Genomic DNA, 18,044 nt, shown 5'->3' with positions numbered 1-18,044 from the left:
TATGAAAAAGAACTCAGTAAGACATTTAACAATTGCCTCTTTATTAGTGGCAATGGGCATTATTATTCCTATGGTCATGCCCAGGATCACGATCGGACCAGCATCCTTTACATTGGCTAGTCATGTACCGCTATTTTTAGCAATGTTCTTTTCACCAGGAGTAGCTGTAGCAGTTAGTTTAGGAACTGGATTTGGGTTCTTTCTTTCAGCAACGCCGATTATTGCGTTAAGGGCACTTTCTCATTTACTATTTGCTGTGATAGGTGCTTTTTATTTAAAGAACCATCCAACGATTGTTTTATCTAAGCATAAATTGGTTTTGTTCAATGGACGTTTTCAATTGTTTAATTTAATGATAGGCTTTATACATTCTGCTGCAGAATTAGCTGTAGTAAGTGTTTTTTATACAATGGGTAATCTGCCGGAAACTTACTATTCACAAGGGTACATGTATTCGATTTTTTTGTTGATGGGACTTGGTGGATTGATTCATAGTTTGATTGATTACAACATTGCTTATTTTGTAGCGAATGCTTTAAGTAAACCGTTTGATATTCCAGTATTTAGTCAGGCTAAAAAGTTGGAACGAGCAAAAGTGGCCATTCTTCCCCAAAAGACTGAACCACAGATATAAGAGGTTGTTACAAAAGTCGTTTAGGCTTTAGCAATTGGACCAAAGAGGTTGGGACAGGAGTGTTTAATCCCCAGAACCACGTAGGTACTGTGCAACATCAACTCATACTTCGTTGTGTTTTACAGCAATAAGAAGGGATTGCTTCTGCTCCCACCGTTTATTTGGATTCCATGTGATTGCGATATGACTCAAAGAGTTATGTCCCAAACTCTTTTAGGAAATTGCCGAAGAGCCTGACTTTTTCACACCGTTTATTTGGATTCACGGTGACATCAATAAATCGCAAAGAGTTTTGTCTTAGTCACTTTTATAGTTTAAGGTAGTTTGATTACTTGCTCAGTTTCTGGATCGAAGAAATGGGCTTTATTAATATTGAATGCTAAATCGACCAGTTCTTCTGGCTGATGGAAATCACGCGCATCAACTTTTGAGATGAATTCTGTATCACCTAATCGGGTGTACAGCATTGTTTCAGCACCTAGTAATTCTGATACAACGACCTCAGAACGAACGACAGCGTCATTCATTGTATCTAAAGCTACTTGCTCACTATGGATATCTTCTGGTCTAATACCAAAAATAATCGATTTTCCTTCGTAACCTTTTTCACCTAATAATTTATTTTTTCCTTCTGGAATCTTTAGTTCTAATCCATGACCATCACGAATAACACCATTATTTAAGGTAACATTGAAAAAATTCATCGCAGGTGAACCGATAAAGCCTGCTACAAAAACGTTATTTGGTGTGTTATAGACCTCTTTTGGTGACCCGATTTGTTGAATAAACCCGTCTTTCATGATAACGATGCGATCAGCCATTGTCATCGCTTCGGTTTGGTCATGTGTTACATAAACTGTAGTTGTTTCCAAACGACGATGCAATTTAGCGATTTCAGCACGCATAGCAACCCGTAATTTTGCATCCAAGTTTGATAAAGGTTCATCCATCAAGAAAACTTTTGCATCACGAACAATTGCTCGACCTAAAGCGACACGTTGGCGTTGTCCACCAGATAGTGCTGCTGGTTTGCGTTGCAGATAATCAGTCAAACCTAAGATTTCACCCGCATTTTCTACCCGTTTTTTGATTTCTGCTTTATCATATTTACGCAGTTTTAAGCCAAAGGCCATATTATCAAAAACAGTCATATGTGGATATAAAGCATAATTCTGGAAAACCATGGCAATATCTCGGTCTTTCGGTGCGACATCATTCATTATTTTATCACCGATGGAAAGTTCGCCTTCCGTAATATCTTCTAAACCAGCAATCATTCTTAAAGTTGTAGATTTTCCGCAGCCTGATGGGCCAACAAATACAATGAATTCACGATCAGCAATTTCTAAATTAAAATCAGTTACAGAATAATTTTCTGCATTGTCGTATTTTTTATAGATATGTTTTAGCGCCATTTCTACCATTGTCGTCACTCTTTTCTTTTTTTTGTACCTTCAGTATAAATGAAAGCGCTATATAATCTCAATGGAAGGTTGCACAAGAAAAAAACGTTTTTTCGTCAAAGTGACAAATAATCAATCGTTCTTTTACTTTGTGAGGGTTGTCTTTGTTATAATAAGGAAAAGAAATGAAAAGAGGGCGTAATCATGAAAATTGCATTGATCGCACATGATCGAAGAAAAGAATTAATGGTCAAACTATCTTTAGCCTATCAACCAATATTAAAAGAGCATGAACTATTTGCCACGGGAACGACAGGATTGAAAATTGCGGAAGCAACTGGATTACCTGTTCACCGTTTTAAATCAGGTCCTTTAGGTGGCGATCAGCAGATTGGAGCCATGATTTCAGAAGATAAACTAGATATGGTGATTTTTTTACGAGACCCACTGGCGGCACAACCTCATGAGCCAGATGTGACCGCTTTGATTCGTTTGAGTGACGTTTATGAAATTCCTTTAGCAACCAATATCGGTACTGCTGAAATTTTATTAAGAGGCTTACAAGCAGGCTTCGCAGATTTTAGAAATGTAGTGCATGAGACAGATAATAAGCCCTTATCTTTTTAGTCAAAATTGATTGCAGTGAATAATGGAATATGCTATATTGCTCTTAGGCTTAGGCCTAATAAAACAGAGTAGGAAATAAAGCGTTAAGTGCCGAGAGGATGGGATGTTGCCTTTCGGACGAAGAATATAGGAGAATAGTGATTTTTACTATACGAACTAGCTTTTTGAAAAGTAGATAATTTTCAAAAGAGATAAGCAGTTCGCTTCACTTTTCAATGATCTAGCTGCATGAAGCAGCCTTTGAGGAAAGTAGACAATATGAACATGGAACAAAAGATGTTCCATGTTCATATTCCTAACTTTCTAAAAGGCTAGACGCTTCATTCCGCTTTTCAATGATCTAGTTGCACGAACCATCTCTTTAGGAAAATAGACAAAGTATCAGTGAAACAAAAAGCGTTTCAATGCTACTTTCCTAATTTTCAAAAGAGATAAGCAGTTCGCTTCACTTTTCTATATTCGCGGTTTTGTTTTCGCATTCGCTGCATATTTTGTGTAGCAGCTCTTAGAGGAGATGCTAGAAATGAATAAGACAAAGATTGAGACCCGAATCATTACGCTGATGAGTCTATTGATCGCGTTAATGGTGGTTTTCACACGATTTATTTCGTTTGAAACCCAATTTTTACGTATTAGTTTTACCTTTATCCCAGAATCATTGATGGGCATTCTTTTTGGTCCGTTTTGGACAGGGATCGGTAGTGCTGTTGCTGATACAGTCGGCATGTTGCTGTTTCCTAAAGGACCTTATTTTCCAGGGTTTACCTTGAATGCGTTTATTTCCGGCGCAATTTATGGTTTCTTTTATTATAAGAAGGAGTTAACCTGGAAACGAGTATTTTTAGCGACTTCATTAGTCACGTTGATTATTCATATGTTTCTAACACCACTATGGCTTGGTCTAATGTATGGCGTAGATCTCTCTAATCTGGCTTGGTGGATACCTAGGATTGTGAAGAACATCGTCTTTTTACCAATCCAAGTAGTTGCTACTTACTATTTAGGCAATAAAATTCCTTATAAGCAAATTTTAAATAAATCTTTAATTAATTTAAAATAAAAAGAACCTCAAACTGTCCTACATCCCAAGGAAGTTTGAGGCTTTTTTGTTCTTTATTTTACAGTTGATTTTTAAATTGAGCTTCATATAATGCGTGATAATACCCATCTTTTTTATCAATCAATTCATCATGACTGCCGATTTCAACAACAGATCCTTGTTCCATTACTAAAATTTTGTCCGCATTTTTAATGGTTGAAAGTCGGTGCGCAATCACAAAACTTGTTCGACCATTCATCATCTGTAAGAAGGCATCTTGAATATTTTTTTCAGTCAACGTATCGACCGAACTAGTTGCTTCATCTAAAATCAGCATTGGTGGATCACTGATCATCGTTCTTGCAATGGTCATCAATTGTCTTTGACCTTCAGAAATTTTGATGCCACTAGCACCGATCAAGGTGTCTAAACCCTCAGGCAAACGAGTAACAAAATCAAAAATATAGGCTTTGTTCATAGCAGCATTGATTTGTGCATCAGTTGCTTCTGGATTTCCATACGTCAGATTATCACGGATTGTGCTATCAAATAACCAAGTATCTTGTAAAACCATCCCAAAACTTTTTCGTAAACTGTCTCTTGTAATCTGCGTGATCGGATGACCATCGATTGAGATCTGACCGCTATCAACTTCATAAAAACGCATTAATAAATTGACTAAGGTTGATTTACCAGCACCTGTTTTTCCAACAATAGCAATGGTTTCACCAGGAAATGCCGTTAGGTTAAAATCTTGGATCAGTGGTTTTGAAGGCGTATAAGAGAAATCTACATGATCGAAGATCACTTTTCCCTTCGCATCATTTAAGACAAAACTATGTGGTCCATCTGTTTTTTCCTCAGACTGATTGATGATTTCAAACGTTCGATCTAGTCCAGCTAAAGCCGTTTGGATTTGCGTTGTGATTCCTGATAATTCAATAAACGGTTTAGAAAATTGACTAGAATAAATAGTGAAACTCGAAATAACACCGATCGTGATTGTTTGATTGCCGCTTAACAACAACAAACCACCCACAAGACCAATCGATAAATAAGCTAAATGATCAATAAAACGCGATAAAGGATTGGTTAAAGAAGAGGAGAATTGCGCTTTTTGACCGCGAACATATAATTGTTGATTTAACGCTTCAAAACGTTGTTGAGAAACGTTTTCTTGCTGAAAGGCTTTGACGATTTTTTGATTGCCAACCATTTCAGTAACGAAACCAGAAATCTCTCCAACAATTTTTTGTTGAGCAGAAAAGTTTTTCTGAGAAGAGGTTGTCACTAACCAATTGACGAGAAATATGATTGGTGTTGCAATTAAAACAACAACCGTAAGTAATGGGCTTAACTTGAGCATAAAGAAGAAGGCGATGACTACAACAGATAGTCCAGAAAAAAGCTGGTTAAAGACAGCTGAACAGGCCACCGAAATATTATCCATATCATTTGTAAAACGGCTGACGATATTTCCATGAGAAGTCTGATCATAATAATTTAAAGGCAATCGATTTAAATGAGCAAACGCATCCTTTCGAAGTTCAGCAACAGACAGGTAAGAAACACGATTACCTAAACGTTGGATCAGCCATTGACTAATAACAGTGATCATCAAAATACCTGCTAACGAACTAAGAAAATGGAACAAAAGCATAAAGTTGACGTGCCCTTTGGCAATCATTGTATCCACAGATTTTCCCATATAATAGGTCATTAAAACGGTTGTTAAACCGCTGAGGATGCCTAAAATGACCGCTGCGGTCATTTCTTTTGGATAACGTAACAAGTAAGGCATGAAACGATTCAATGAATTTGAGGTTCTTTTTTTTGTCTTCATTTTTCAGTTTCCTCCTCTTGTGATGCGACGATTTCTTGATAAGCTGTAGAATGGTGTAATAGTTCCTCGTGAGTCCCTAAGCCAACCTGTTTTCCACTAGCTAAAACGAGAATCTGATCAGCTTGTTGAATCGAGCTGATACGTTGTGAAATCAGGATAAGAGTTGTTTCTTTTAAATCTTGTTTTAGTGCTGTTCGTAAATTTAAATCGGTTTGATAATCCAAGGCGCTTAAAGAATCATCTAGAATCAACACGGCTGGTTTATGAATCAAGGCACGAGCAATAGTTAAACGTTGCTTTTGACCACCGGAAAAATTTTTGCCGCCTTCATAAACTTGCGTATCTAAACCGTCACTTAAATTTTCAACGAATTCTTTACATTGAGCAGTCTCGAGTGCTTGCCAACATTCGTCATCACTTGCCTTTTCTTTACCCCATTGAAGATTTTCTCGAATAGTTCCTGTAAATAAAATAGCTGTTTGAGGTGCAATTGCGATTTTTTTGCGTAGCTTATCTAGAGACCAGTCACGTACATTGATTCCATTGACAAATAGATTCCCTTCACTTGTATCATAAAAACGTGGAATCAATTGAGTCAGCGTACTCTTACCGCCACCTGTGGGACCAGTGATCCCTAGAACAGAATTTGCTGGAATTTCCAAGGAAATATCTGTCAATGCTAGTCCGGCAGTTGGCTGATAGCGGAAGGAGACATGATCGAATACGATGCCTTTGGCTTGTTCTTTAAAGGCTGAATCGAACTTTTCTGATTGAATACTAGGAACAACAGCGAGCACTTCACTCACTCTTGAGGCAGATGCTGAAGCTCGAGTAAAAATAATCACTAAATTTGACACAACGATCAAAGCCAGCAGCATTTGATTCATATAATTGATTAAAGCTAACACCTCACCTTGTTGCAGCCCGCCAATCTCGACTTTGATCCCGCCAAGATAAAGTAACGCTAAGATCCCAAGATTCATGACTAAGGTTGTAGCGGGAGTTAATAAAGCGGAAATATTTGAGACACGAATATAAATAGCAGAAAGGTCATCTGTTACGTTGTTGACTCGTTTTTCTTCCGTTTGTTTTCTAGCAAAGGCACGAATAACGCGGACACCACTCAAATTTTGACTGATCTGACGATTGAGCGAATCCAGTTTTTCTTGCACCTTCTTATATAAAGGTACAGTTGTTTTTATAATAAAATAAAGAATAAGACAAAAAATTGGCAGCATCAGTAGAAAAATAAAGCCCATTTGCACGTTGATGTAAAAGGCCATAATCACTGAACCGATACTTAAAAAGGGGGCCCGAATGACAAGGCGAATCAACATTGCTAAGGCTAACTGCAATTGATTGATATCATTCGTCATTCTTGTAATCAAGGTATCCGTTCCGAAGCTATTCAATTCAGCATGTGAAAGTTGATTGATCTTTTTCATCAGTTGATTTCTTAGTTCAGTTCCAAACCCTTGTGAAGCAATTGAGGAATAATATTGACAAATCATTACGCAAATTAGTCCGATGATCGACATCAAAAGCATCCAACCGGCCATTTGGATTACGTAGGCACGATCATTATTACGAATTCCTTGGTCAACTAAACGGGCCATAAATAATGGTAAGACTAACTCAAAACAAGCTTCTAAAAACTTAAAAAAAGGTCCAAGTATGATTTGCTTGCGGTACTTCTTCGCGTATCTAAGTAAATTGAACATGAATTTCCTCCTAAAATGAAAAGCGTATTACAGAATTTCTAAAAGATGAACATGATTTATTTTCCCTTCTATTGTATATCAATATTTCTTGAGAATAAAGTTGCTAGCATAAAACCATAATTATTTGTTACAATAGCTAGTAAATGCTGTTTGAAGGAGAAAATATATGAATGAATTTATCAAAATTGTTTTATTGTTTTTTATCTACTCGTTTGTCGGTTGGCTCTGGGAAACTGTTTACTGCTCATTAAAAGCTGGAAAGTTTGTCTATCGAGGGTTCTTAATCGGACCTTATTGCCCAATTTATGGCTTTGGTATTTTAGGTGTCCTGTATTTTTTAGAGCCGCTCAAACAAAATATTGTTGTTTTATATTTATTATCGACGATTCTAGTCACTATCTTAGAGTATATCACGAGTTATGGCTTGGAAAAATTATTCCACGCTTCATGGTGGGACTACAAAGATGTTCCCTTAAATATCAATGGCCGAGTTGCCTTGCCGGTATCGCTATTTTGGGGAATCGGCTGTGTATTGATCGTTCGTGTCATCCATCCAAAAGTCATGCTCCTTGAGACATTTTTATCTGAAAAATTTGGACTAGTACTACCGATCATTTTACTATTTTTGTTGCTTAGCGATTTAGTTTATACCTTAGTTAATATGCAGTCATTCAAAAAAGTTACGTCTCAACTCAATACAGCTGTGGAAGAACGTAAGCAAGAATTAACAGCAGTTTTGGCTGAAAAAAGAGAGGAGCTTGCAACGAATCTTTCTGAATTTAAAGAGTCCGTATCAGAAGAAATCAATGAACGGAAACAAGCTAAAATGACAGAAAGAATCACTTGGTTGGAAGAGTTCAAAGAAACGCCTGCAATCAAAAAATTAGTCACACATATGAGCTTTAATCAAAAGCGTTGGGTTCGAAATTATCCCAATTTGAAGCTGAAAAAGGTGAAAAACTCTTCTGAAGTCCAAGAAATCATCAAAAAAAACAAAAAGAATGTTAAATAATTTGGTGTGACTATAACAGTCGGAAAGAGTGTTTTATAACGCTTTAAAGCATTGGTATGTAAGCATTCTTTTCAGTAAAACACATTAGATAAAAACAAACAATGTTACAGCAAAAGGGATGTTTTCGCTGAAATGTAACAAATTGTAACGCTATTGAAATAAAATAAGCCTGATAGATTAGTATAATAGGTGGAGTTGGATTTAGTTAGGAAAGGTGTTGGATTCAGTGAAAGTAAAAAAATTGATACCATTTTTAGCTGCTATCATGCTAGTAAATGTTGCTCTTCCAGTTGGTGCCGCAGCAGAGTCATTAGACGAGCTGAAGGATAAAGAAACACAAGCCGCACAAACAGGAGAATCACTTAGCAAAGATATCAATACAGCTTTGAATGATGTTAATGAAAAATACGCTGAAATTGAAAAACTTAAAGCAGATATTTCAAAAGCTGAAGAAACAATCAAGAACTCTGAAGCTGAAATCACAGTGACAGAACAAAGCATTGCACGCCGTAAAGAAGTCGTTGGAAATCGTATGAAAGATATCCAGCTAAGTGGGGAACAGCGTACATGGCAAGTATTATTAGATGCTGAAAGTGTATCAGATTTCTTTAATAAAGCATATGCGATGACAATCTTACAAAATGCAGAACAAGAAAAAATCGATAGTCTATCTAAAGATAAAGAAAAATTGTCTGAACTTCAAGAAACTGTAAAAAATAAACAAGAAGAATTACAAACCAACGAAACGAAATTACAGGATGAAGCTTCAGCAATGGATGAACAAGTTGTGACATTAAAACAGCAATTATCTGATAATCAAGCAGCGTTACAACAAATCGCTGATCAAAAACAGACAGAAGAAAAACGAATCACAGATGAAAAGAATGCAGCTGAAGCGCGTAAGCAGGCAGAAGCCGCTCAAAGTAAAGCTAAAACGACTGTTTCATCGTCAAGTACAAGCAACAGTTCATCATTAAGCAGTGATTCAAGTAGCTCTTCTAGCGAAGAACAACCTGTTGTCACACCACCATCTCAGCCGGAAGAAGTACCAAGCGCTGGCGGGGATACTGGACAAGGCAATGCTAACGGGCGAGTACTCTACATGCAATCAACAGCTTATTCTTTTAGAGAAGCTGGTTCAGGATATATCACAGCGACTGGGATCGATCTTCGTTCACAAAGTAATGTGATTGCCGTTGACCCAAGTGTGATTCCACTAGGCTCATTTGTTGAAGTAGAAGGCTATGGCTTTGCGGTTGCTGGTGATACCGGTGGAGCAATCAAAGGGAATATTATTGATGTACATTTCCCATCTGTTGACCAATGTTTAACTTGGGGTCGCAGAAATAATGTCAAAGTTACAATTCAATAAAATCAAAGACACTCATTCGAGTGTCTTTTTTGCTGCAGATATACTGTTTTTCTCATTGTTTGTTAAAACAAATTAAAAAAAAAGTGAATGTAATGCATTAACAAATAATAAATGGTACACTTCATTATAGAAAGTGAGGAATAACAATGATTCGTTTTGCAACAAAAGAAGACGGAGAGGCTATTGCTCCGTTGATCTTAGTTATTTTAAAAGATATGGAATTACCTTTATTAGAAATTATCCCAGAGAAAACACTTTTAGCCGTTCTAGCCGAAGCAGTAGCCGATCCAACTTATCGTTATGGCTATCAGCGAGGATTGGTTTATGAAGACAATGGGCATGTAGCTGGAATTGCTTTTGGTTATCCAAATGAAGACGAACCAATAATTGACGAACCGTTAAAAAAAGTCTTGCGTAAATACAATTTGGATGAAGAAATCAGAATATTTATCGATCCTGAAACATTACCGGGAGAGTGGTATTTAGATTCGATCTCCGTTGATGAAAAGTATCGTGGGACTGGAATCGGTTCTAAACTGTTAGATGCTTTGCCAAAAATGGCGAAGCGAGATGGTAAAGAAATCATTGGTTTAAGTGTAGACAAGGGAAATCCTAATGCTAAAAAATTGTATAGCCGCAAAGGGTTTAAAGATGTGGCTGAGATGATGATCAGCGGACACTTGTACGATCATATGCAGAAAAAAATCAGCGAATAAAATCCGCTGATTTTTTATGTATATCAACAAGTACCCCACCCAATGATTGGTTTGTGATTCTGATCTTTCTTTTTATTATATAGCCAATAATCTAAGACTGCTGCAATACAAATACATAATGGCGCATCTTCGTCATCTGCAACATCCAGGGTAAAGTAATTACCAGAGAAAAGAGTAGCCTTACTCATTTCCATCACTTTATGATTCACTTGGTAAATAGAATACCGATGATTTTTAATATCCCCTAAAACGGTCCAATGCATATGTTGGATATAATAAAAGTCAGCATTCAAATTTAAAATCTTCCGTAAAACACCGACTTTTTCAAATCCTTTATACAAGTCAAAACGTGAACCAAACGCAAAGGAGGTCTGTCTGATGCTAGCGACTAATTCACCGCTCATCGTATATAAGGACAACGCATCACCACGTGTTCCCCAACGGCCAACAAGTAAGAAAATGGACTTGCCGTCTTCGTCTTTCACAATGGTTCTTGTAACCTTGCTCAATTGTTGTTCTTGAATAAAAAATTCAGACACCATCTCTCACCTCTTTTCCTTGTTGTTTAGCCGTTTAATACATTATAAATTTTCTCTAATTGCACGTAATATCGCTTCGCCGACCCCGTTTTCTAAGTTGGTAGACGTGATATATTTTGCATGATCTTTGACTTCTAATTCAGCATTGCCCATTGCGAAACTAACACCCGCCCATTGCAACATACTAACATCATTAAAATTATCGCCAATGGTCATCACTTCTTTTTCGGAAATTCCACGATCTTTTGCAACATGAGCGACTGCGATTCCTTTTTGAGCATTTTTGTGATTGACCTCAATATTATTTTGAGCAGAGGAAGTGACTGCTAAATCATTCAATTGTCTGATTTGAGCACTTGCCGGGCCTAATACTTTTGGTCCATCCATACTGAAACCAATGATTTTTAAGACTTCGATGTCGTCTTCTCTAATTAAAGTGCGCATATCCTCTATATAAGTGATATCTAATAAAGATAAATGCGCTGCAGCCATAGCAATAGCTACTTTATAGGTCAAATGGGGCATAGTCGTTGCAATATGTGAAGCAAAATTTTCAATTCTTTTTTCTTGTTGTTCAGAATAAATCCCCTTGTTTGTAGAGACTTCAAAATAGATATCGTGCGCTTCTAAAATATCTAAGATATCTGTTGCAGTTTGCTTTTCGATTCCTGCGGTAAAAAGTGAATTACCAGCCTTGTCAAATACTTTTGCACCATTCAACGTGATCATCGCACATTCGATCCCAGCTTCATCTAGAGCAGGTTTTGCTTCGGTATAGGCACGTCCTGTCGCAACCATAAATTCAATGCCTTGTCGTTCTGCTTCTCTGATTGCAGAAGCATTGTCCTTTGAAATCCCCATTTTTGAATCGAGTAATGTTCCATCCATGTCTGAAGCAATCAATTTAATCATAAAATTTTCTACCCCTCGTTTATTTAACTTACCTATAGTTTACCATGTTTTTGCAATTTCAGTGCAGAAAAAATTTTCTTGTCACTACTCAAAAAATCAGATATGCTTAATGTGTAAAAGAAATCTGTCAGAATAGTAGTTTTAATGAGTAAATAAAACCAATACAAGGAGGACAACATATGAAAGCTATTATCCATAATAGTTGGCAAGAGGTTTTAGAAGAAGAATTTACAAAAGAATATTATTTGAATTTACGTGATTTCCTGAAACAAGAGTATAACCAGCAAACCATTTATCCAGATATGTACCACATTTATTCCGCACTGGAATTAACACCTTATGAAGAGGTAAAAGTAGTAATATTAGGTCAGGATCCGTATCATGGACCAAATCAAGCACATGGTTTAAGTTTTTCTGTACAGCCTGGTGTGAGGATACCACCTTCTTTAATGAACATTTATAAAGAACTACAAGCGGATTTAGGGTATTCGCCAGTCTCACATGGCTTTTTAGAGAGTTGGGCGAAACAAGGTGTCCTTTTATTGAACACAGTTTTAACTGTTCGTAATGGTCAAGCTTATTCTCATCGAGGACAAGGCTGGGAAAATTTAACAGATGCCATCATCAAAAAGTTGAATGAACGTGATAAACCGATCGTATTTATTCTATGGGGCAAACCAGCACAAGAAAAAATTAAAATGATCGATACCAATAAACATATTATTATCAAATCACCCCATCCAAGCCCTTTGGCAGCCCATCGCGGCTTCTTCGGTTCAAGACCATTTTCAAAAGCAAATCAGGCTTTGGAGCAATTAGGGGAGACACCAATCAATTGGCAGTTGCCTGATACAGTGTCTTAAAACAGAACAATCTGTTATAGTGCAGTAGAGCTAGTTTGTGAAAATAATATCAGAATCAGCATTTTTTACACTAATACAGCTATAAATAACTGTTATTTTCTTGGAGAATGGTGTATGATTAGTTTGTATAAATAATCAGTTGGAGGGTATATCGTGGAATTATTCGATAGCTTAAAATTTAAAGTCATTCGCCGTAACATCAAAATTGTTTTCCCAGAAGCAACAGATCCTCGTATTTTAGGAGCTGCAGCTCGTTTGAAAGCAGAAGAATTAATGGAACCAATTTTGATCGGTAAACAAGAAGCGATTGTGGAAGCAGCACATGCTCGTGGAATCAAAACATCTAACTTTACGATTATCGATCCAGATAATTATGATGGATGGGAAGAAATGGTTACAGCGTTTGTTGAACGTCGTAATGGAAAAGTTACAGAAGAAGACGCACGTAAGATTTTAAAAGACGTCAACTATTTTGGAACAATGCTAACTTACATGGGATTTGCTGATGGTATGGTCAGTGGTGCAATCCACTCAACTGGAGACACTGTTCGTCCAGCCCTACAAATCATCAAAACAAAACCAGGCGTTAGCCGTACAAGTGGTGCAATGATCATGGTTCGTGGCCGTGATCAAGAGAAATATATTTTTGCTGATTGCGCGATTAATGTAAATCCAACAGCCCAAGAATTAGCTGAGATCGCTGTTGATAGTGCAAAAACTGCTGAATTATTCGATATCGAACCAAAAGTAGCAATGATGAGTTTTTCTACTAAAGGTTCAGCAAAAGCACCAGAAGTTGATAAAGTAGTTGAAGCAACTAAAATTGCGAAAAGCTTAGCCCCAGAACTTGAGATCGATGGTGAATTACAATTTGATGCGTCATATGTTGCGTCTGTTGCACAATTAAAAGCACCAAATTCATCTGTAGCGGGACAAGCAACAGTCTTTGTTTTCCCAGAGTTACAATCAGGAAATATTGGCTACAAGATTGCGCAACGCTTAGGTAACTTTGAAGCGATTGGTCCAATTTTACAAGGATTAAACAAACCAGTTTCTGATTTATCTCGTGGTGCAAATGAAGAAGATATCTACAAATTATCAATTATCACTGCTGCACAAACATTAATGAACGAGTAAGCTATTAGAGAACTGAAACTAGACGCTCAGCGTTTTGTCTCAGTTCTCTAGTTTTTTTTGTGAAAATTCGGTATACTACACTACATAGAAATATCAATTGTTGAAATAAGTAGGTGAAAAAATGGATATTATGCTCAACAATCCAAAAGAAACAGAAGGAATTGCGAAAATTATCGGTTCGGTCGCTGCCCCAGGAGATACGATCATACTTTCCGGAGATTTAGGTGCAGGAAAAACAACCATGACCAAAGGAATCGCAGTAGGCTTAGGTATCGATCAAATGATCAAAAGTCCTACTTATACAATCATTCGTGAATATCAGCAAGGGCGCTTGCCACTGTATCATATGGATGTTTATCGTATTGAACATGGTGCAGATGATCTTGGCTTAGATGAATATTTTGAAGGTGATGGCTTATCTGTTGTCGAATGGGGTAAACTATTAGGAGAATTTTTACCGACAGATTATTTAGACATCACGATAACGAAAGATTCTGAAGATATGGAAAAAAGAATCGTTTCCTTTCAAGCAATTGGCACGCAAGCAGAACGATTTTTAGAACGCATTCACAAAAAAATGGAGGACCATGTATGACAGAAGTTGAGTTTACGATTCGAGAAGCCATTCCAGATGATGCCACAGAGATTTTACAGGCATTAAAAATCATCGGCAGTGAGACTCCTTTTCTTGTAATGGATGAAAAAGGAATGGGCATGACATCAGCTGAGATGAGTGAGAACTTAGCAAACCTATATGAATCTGTGAATAACGTGTTAATGCTTGCTTTAGCGGATGGGAAGGTCATTGGTACAGCTTCTGTTAAAGCATCATCGAAAAAGCGAATGGAACATATTGGGGAAATCGGTATCAGTATTTTAAAGGATTATTGGGGGTTTGGGTTAGGTAGCTTGATGATGGAAGAGCTGATCGAATGGGCAAAAGAAAGTAAGGTTATCCGCCGGCTAGAATTGACTGTTCAACATCGCAATCAACGTGCAGTCCATGTTTATGAAAAAATTGGCTTTCAAACAGAAGCGATCATGGCTCGTGGTGCAAAAACGGATGAGGGCGAATTATTAGATGTGCATTTGATGAGTTTAATGATTGATTGAGAGAGGTAAAGTATTGGACATGAAAATAGTGTTCAATCCTTTTTTTGTAACGTCTTGATACATCAATGTTACAAGTGACTTCTTCTTTTGTTCTGTAACCACTTTCTTCTTTCCTATATATTCTCAATCAGCAAAAGGCTATACTAGAATCAGATAAAACGCTTAAGGAGCTGAACGAGATGTCAAAAGGAATTAAAATCGTTACGATCGGTGGAGGATCAAGTTATACACCAGAATTAGTGGAAGGATTTATTAAACGTTACGATGAATTACCTGTACGTGAGTTATGGCTAGTTGATATTGAAGCAGGAAAAGAAAAACTAGAAATCGTTGGAGCAATGGCAAAACGGATGGTCAAAGCCGCTGGTATTAACTGTGAAGTTCACTTGACATTAGATCGTCGTGAAGCACTGAAAGATGCTGATTTCGTTACAACTCAATTACGCGTAGGGCTTTTAGATGCACGTATTTTAGACGAACGCATTCCATTAAGCCACGGCTTGATCGGTCAAGAAACAAATGGTGCTGGCGGTATTTTCAAAGCGTTGAGAACTGTTCCAGTGATTTTAGATATCGTAGAAGATATGAAAGAGCTTTGCCCAAATGCTTGGTTGATCAACTTTACGAACCCAGCCGGTATGGTGACAGAAGCGGTTTTACGTTACGGAAATTGGGATAAAGTTGTCGGTTTATGTAATATTCCAGTCAATGCAGTCTTTGAAGAAGCCGAATTATTAGGTGAAAATAACCATGATTTATTCTTCCAATTTGCTGGAATCAATCATTTACATTGGCATACAATTACAGATAAAAACGGAAAAGATCGTACAGATGAATTAATTAAAGTAATGTATGGTCAAGAGGATGCTAAATCAATCGTAGCCAATATCAAAGACAATAACTTGATTTGGGAACAAGTTGAGAACCTACACATGGTTCCATGTCCGTACCACAATTATTATTATTATACAGATAAAATGTTAGCTGAAGAATTAGAAGACTTCAAAAACAATGGCACACGTGCTGAAAAGGTTAAAGAAATCGAGCATGAATTGTTTGAATTATACAAAGATCCTAATTTAGACTACAAACCAAAACAATTAGCAGAACGTGGTGGCGCACGCTACAGTGATGCAGCGTGTGAAATCATCAACTCGATCCACAATGACAAACGTACAACAATGACTGTCAGCACTAGAAACAACGGTACGATCACAGACTTACCTGCTGAAAGTGCCGTAGAAGTAACGTGTACAATTACTGGAAAAGGCCCCGTTCCTTATAACTTTGGCAGCTTTAAACCCCAAGAACGTGGGTTACTACAAGTAATGAAATCAATGGAAGAATTAACGATCGAAGCGGCTGTTACAGGTGATTACGGGACATTATTACAAGCCTTTACGATGAATCCCTTAATCACAAGTGGAAATGTCGCTAAAGAAGTGATGGATGAATTGTTAGAAGCACATAAACACTATTTACCAGCTTTCTTTAAATAAGAGAAAAAACAAGGCAACTCGTTTTTATGAGTTGTCTTGTTTTTGTTTTTGGACTTCCTTTGCTAGATACTCCACCGTATAAAGAGCTGGCACCTGAGACGTAATATCACTATCCCCAATTCTTTCCGTAGAAATATAATAAGGAATATTTACATCGGAAAGCGCAGCAATCGGAGATTTTTCACTATTCGTGATCGAAATGATCGTACTATCATTTGTAATAAAATGATTCAAATAATTAATGATGGCTTCATTTTCACCACTAACTGAAAGAGCAATCACACACACATTTTTCGCCATACTTTTATTGAAAAAATTCACAGGATGGTTGATCGGATCTTCAATATGAAACGCCATACTGAAAATAGAAGAAAAATACAAGGCACCATATTCAGCAATGATATTTGAAGAGCCTGTTCCAATAAATAAAACAAGATCTTTTTCAGACAACAATTTAGCCGCGGCTTGAATTCGTTCTTGAAAAAAAGCCTCAGTAGACCGTTGGATAAAATGAGTAAAAGAGGTTTCATCTACAGCATGGGTTGTCACAGGTTCTGCCAAAGATTTGCGATATAAGTTCAATTTGATTTTAAATTCAGAGAATCCTTCACAACCAAATTTTCGGCAAAAACGCAAAATACTAGCAGTACTACTATGGGTTTCTTGGGCGAGCTCACGAATCCGCATATACACCACTTCGTCAATATGAGCTGCAACATATTTATAGATTTCTAAATCGATGGGGCTAAGGTCAGGACTATGATCTAAAAATAACAAGATATTCCCTACTTTCTTTGATCAATGATTAGGAACTGCTTCGCTTAGAAAAAAGTCGATCACAAGTGATGCAACCAATTCTGGCGCTTCTAAATTTGCTAAATGAGCGACATTGGGAATCCCTACTTTTTTAGCATGACTGATTTTTTGATATAAAAAGGTAGAAATATCTTGAAAATCAGCAACATCCAAATCGCCAATCATAATCAATACTGGTAACTTGAGCTGATCTAATCGAGCAGACAAGGGTTGAGTTGGTGACATTTCTTTGATTGGTCGAGCTGGTTCCGGTTTAGTAAGAGCCGTCATTTGCATTTCACGAATACGCTCTTTTATTTGAGGAGCAATTGCTTCAGGTCGACGATCTCTTAGAATCCACGTTCGATAATTAAGCTCTGCTACTTGATCAAAGGACTTCGCTGTCAATAACTGCTCTTCCTTTTCATCATATTGCTGCAAGGCTTCTGAAAAATTCCATTCGTCAATGGCGGAAGACTCTAAAGCCAAACACAAACACCGTTCAGGATTTTCAGTGACAAAATCTAAGGCTATTCTTCCACCAAATGAAGCGGCAAAAATGTACGTTTGCTTAATTTTCAAATGATCTAGGAGTTCATTAATGATCATTGTATAAGAAAAAGCGCCTCCTGTAAATGAACTCTGACCAAAGCCAGGTAAATCAAATCGAGTGACTTGAAACTGCTGAGATAATGAATGAAATTCATAATCCCACATTCGTGAATCCGCAATTCCAGCATGAATCAGCAACAGATGTGGTCCTGATCCTTTAGAGTCAAAATAAATAGTTGCGCCAGAAACACTTAGATAAGGCATGTG

General features: G+C 37.2%; 18 protein-coding genes and 1 riboswitch. Of the genes, 11 read left to right on the top strand and 7 right to left on the bottom strand.

The features are described from left to right. Position 1 precedes the first annotated feature (1 nt). Complete coding sequence (locus BCR24_RS04145) at positions 2 to 634, top strand: hypothetical protein (RefSeq protein ID WP_069639305.1); 633 nt, start codon at positions 2 to 4, stop codon at positions 632 to 634. A 314-nt stretch (positions 635 to 948) separates the two neighbouring features. Here BCR24_RS04145 and BCR24_RS04140 read toward each other — a convergent pair whose 3' ends face one another. Continuing rightward, on the bottom strand, positions 949 to 2,058 hold the full coding sequence (locus BCR24_RS04140) for an ABC transporter ATP-binding protein (RefSeq protein ID WP_069639304.1): 1,110 nt from the start codon (positions 2,056 to 2,058) through the stop codon (positions 949 to 951). 183 nt (positions 2,059 to 2,241) lie between these two features. On the opposite strand from BCR24_RS04140, the gene mgsA reads away from it, so the two are divergent. Together mgsA and BCR24_RS04130 are read left to right on the top strand one after the other, a co-directional pair. Then, positions 2,242 to 2,664 carry a methylglyoxal synthase gene (gene mgsA, locus BCR24_RS04135; RefSeq protein WP_069639303.1) on the top strand — a complete coding sequence of 141 codons (423 nt, stop codon included), beginning with the start codon at positions 2,242 to 2,244 and terminating at the stop codon, positions 2,662 to 2,664. A gap of 62 nt (positions 2,665 to 2,726) precedes the next feature. Next, positions 2,727 to 2,829: riboswitch (THF riboswitch) on the top strand. 358 nt (positions 2,830 to 3,187) lie between these two features. Further along, entirely contained in the window at positions 3,188 to 3,724 is a 537-nt protein-coding gene (locus BCR24_RS04130) for a folate family ECF transporter S component (protein ID WP_083244304.1), read from the top strand. Between the two features lie 58 nt (positions 3,725 to 3,782). Here the strand turns inward: BCR24_RS04130 and BCR24_RS04125 are convergent, their stop codons facing one another. After that, entirely contained in the window at positions 3,783 to 5,546 is a 1,764-nt protein-coding gene (locus BCR24_RS04125) for an ABC transporter ATP-binding protein (RefSeq protein ID WP_069639301.1), read from the bottom strand. Then, positions 5,543 to 7,267, bottom strand: coding sequence for an ABC transporter ATP-binding protein (locus BCR24_RS04120; protein WP_069639300.1), 1,725 nt, complete (start codon positions 7,265 to 7,267; stop codon positions 5,543 to 5,545). Before BCR24_RS04120 ends, BCR24_RS04125 begins: the two co-directional genes overlap by 4 nt. A 166-nt stretch (positions 7,268 to 7,433) precedes the next feature. On the opposite strand from BCR24_RS04120, the gene BCR24_RS04115 reads away from it, so the two are divergent. The 3 genes from BCR24_RS04115 to BCR24_RS04105 all read left to right on the top strand — a co-directional run bounded on the left by BCR24_RS04115 (position 7,434) and on the right by BCR24_RS04105 (position 10,367). Further along, positions 7,434 to 8,279 (top strand): putative ABC transporter permease, encoded by an 846-nt coding sequence (locus BCR24_RS04115; RefSeq protein WP_069639299.1) that lies wholly within the window; start codon positions 7,434 to 7,436, stop codon positions 8,277 to 8,279. A 217-nt stretch (positions 8,280 to 8,496) separates the two neighbouring features. After that, positions 8,497 to 9,651 carry a 3D domain-containing protein gene (locus tag BCR24_RS04110; protein ID WP_083244303.1) on the top strand — a complete coding sequence of 385 codons (1,155 nt, stop codon included), beginning with the start codon at positions 8,497 to 8,499 and terminating at the stop codon, positions 9,649 to 9,651. Between the two features lie 146 nt (positions 9,652 to 9,797). Next, the gene (locus tag BCR24_RS04105) at positions 9,798 to 10,367 is read left to right on the top strand and encodes a GNAT family N-acetyltransferase (protein ID WP_069639297.1); all 570 of its coding nucleotides are present in this window, start codon (positions 9,798 to 9,800) and stop codon (positions 10,365 to 10,367) included. Between the two features lie 23 nt (positions 10,368 to 10,390). On the opposite strand, the gene BCR24_RS04100 is transcribed toward BCR24_RS04105, so the two are convergent. Continuing rightward, positions 10,391 to 10,906 carry an LURP-one-related/scramblase family protein gene (locus BCR24_RS04100; protein ID WP_069639354.1) on the bottom strand — a complete coding sequence of 172 codons (516 nt, stop codon included), beginning with the start codon at positions 10,904 to 10,906 and terminating at the stop codon, positions 10,391 to 10,393. Between the two features lie 42 nt (positions 10,907 to 10,948). Beyond that, the gene (locus BCR24_RS04095) at positions 10,949 to 11,818 is read right to left on the bottom strand and encodes a Cof-type HAD-IIB family hydrolase (protein WP_069639296.1); all 870 of its coding nucleotides are present in this window, start codon (positions 11,816 to 11,818) and stop codon (positions 10,949 to 10,951) included. Between the two features lie 179 nt (positions 11,819 to 11,997). On the opposite strand from BCR24_RS04095, the gene BCR24_RS04090 reads away from it, so the two are divergent. The 5 genes from BCR24_RS04090 to BCR24_RS04070 all read left to right on the top strand — a co-directional run bounded on the left by BCR24_RS04090 (position 11,998) and on the right by BCR24_RS04070 (position 16,430). Next, positions 11,998 to 12,681 carry a uracil-DNA glycosylase gene (locus BCR24_RS04090; RefSeq protein WP_069639295.1) on the top strand — a complete coding sequence of 228 codons (684 nt, stop codon included), beginning with the start codon at positions 11,998 to 12,000 and terminating at the stop codon, positions 12,679 to 12,681. Positions 12,682 to 12,834: 153 nt separating this feature from the next. Further along, entirely contained in the window at positions 12,835 to 13,818 is a 984-nt protein-coding gene (pta, locus tag BCR24_RS04085) for a phosphate acetyltransferase (protein ID WP_069639294.1), read from the top strand. Positions 13,819 to 13,939: 121 nt separating this feature from the next. Next, entirely contained in the window at positions 13,940 to 14,413 is a 474-nt protein-coding gene (gene tsaE / locus BCR24_RS04080) for a tRNA (adenosine(37)-N6)-threonylcarbamoyltransferase complex ATPase subunit type 1 TsaE (protein WP_069639293.1), read from the top strand. Beyond that, positions 14,410 to 14,931, top strand: coding sequence for a GNAT family N-acetyltransferase (locus tag BCR24_RS04075; RefSeq protein ID WP_069639292.1), 522 nt, complete (start codon positions 14,410 to 14,412; stop codon positions 14,929 to 14,931). Before tsaE ends, BCR24_RS04075 begins: the two co-directional genes overlap by 4 nt. Before the next feature lie 179 nt (positions 14,932 to 15,110). After that, on the top strand, positions 15,111 to 16,430 hold the full coding sequence (locus tag BCR24_RS04070; RefSeq protein ID WP_069639291.1) for a 6-phospho-beta-glucosidase: 1,320 nt from the start codon (positions 15,111 to 15,113) through the stop codon (positions 16,428 to 16,430). 24 nt (positions 16,431 to 16,454) lie between these two features. Here the strand turns inward: BCR24_RS04070 and BCR24_RS04065 are convergent, their stop codons facing one another. Both BCR24_RS04065 and BCR24_RS04060 read right to left on the bottom strand, forming a co-directional pair. After that, complete coding sequence (locus tag BCR24_RS04065) at positions 16,455 to 17,207, bottom strand: MurR/RpiR family transcriptional regulator (protein ID WP_069639290.1); 753 nt, start codon at positions 17,205 to 17,207, stop codon at positions 16,455 to 16,457. Between the two features lie 21 nt (positions 17,208 to 17,228). Beyond that, positions 17,229 to 18,041, bottom strand: a complete 813-nt coding sequence (locus BCR24_RS04060; protein WP_069639289.1) for an alpha/beta fold hydrolase — start codon at positions 18,039 to 18,041, stop codon at positions 17,229 to 17,231. Positions 18,042 to 18,044 lie beyond the last annotated feature (3 nt).

It is taken from the genome of Enterococcus ureilyticus, from assembly GCF_001730315.1.
Taxonomy (GTDB): domain Bacteria; phylum Bacillota; class Bacilli; order Lactobacillales; family Enterococcaceae; genus Enterococcus_L; species Enterococcus_L ureilyticus.
Note: the sequence above shows the minus strand (reverse complement) of the source record. Positions and strands in the feature narration are given on the sequence as shown.

Bases quoted from the DNA above. Each gene is read 5' to 3' on its own strand.
- BCR24_RS04145 (WP_069639305.1), top strand. From the start codon at position 2: ATGAAAAAGAACTCAGTAAGACATTTAACAATTGCCTCTTTATTAGTG.
- BCR24_RS04140 (WP_069639304.1), bottom strand. From the start codon at position 2,058: ATGGTAGAAATGGCGCTAAAACATATCTATAAAAAATACGACAATGCA.
- mgsA (WP_069639303.1), top strand. From the start codon at position 2,242: ATGAAAATTGCATTGATCGCACATGATCGAAGAAAAGAATTAATGGTC.
- BCR24_RS04130 (WP_083244304.1), top strand. From the start codon at position 3,188: ATGAATAAGACAAAGATTGAGACCCGAATCATTACGCTGATGAGTCTA.
- BCR24_RS04125 (WP_069639301.1), bottom strand. From the start codon at position 5,546: ATGAAGACAAAAAAAAGAACCTCAAATTCATTGAATCGTTTCATGCCT.
- BCR24_RS04120 (WP_069639300.1), bottom strand. From the start codon at position 7,267: ATGTTCAATTTACTTAGATACGCGAAGAAGTACCGCAAGCAAATCATA.
- BCR24_RS04115 (WP_069639299.1), top strand. From the start codon at position 7,434: ATGAATGAATTTATCAAAATTGTTTTATTGTTTTTTATCTACTCGTTT.
- BCR24_RS04105 (WP_069639297.1), top strand. From the start codon at position 9,798: ATGATTCGTTTTGCAACAAAAGAAGACGGAGAGGCTATTGCTCCGTTG.
- BCR24_RS04095 (WP_069639296.1), bottom strand. From the start codon at position 11,818: ATGATTAAATTGATTGCTTCAGACATGGATGGAACATTACTCGATTCA.
- BCR24_RS04090 (WP_069639295.1), top strand. From the start codon at position 11,998: ATGAAAGCTATTATCCATAATAGTTGGCAAGAGGTTTTAGAAGAAGAA.
- tsaE (WP_069639293.1), top strand. From the start codon at position 13,940: ATGGATATTATGCTCAACAATCCAAAAGAAACAGAAGGAATTGCGAAA.
- BCR24_RS04075 (WP_069639292.1), top strand. From the start codon at position 14,410: ATGACAGAAGTTGAGTTTACGATTCGAGAAGCCATTCCAGATGATGCC.
- BCR24_RS04070 (WP_069639291.1), top strand. From the start codon at position 15,111: ATGTCAAAAGGAATTAAAATCGTTACGATCGGTGGAGGATCAAGTTAT.
- BCR24_RS04060 (WP_069639289.1), bottom strand. From the start codon at position 18,041: ATGCCTTATCTAAGTGTTTCTGGCGCAACTATTTATTTTGACTCTAAA.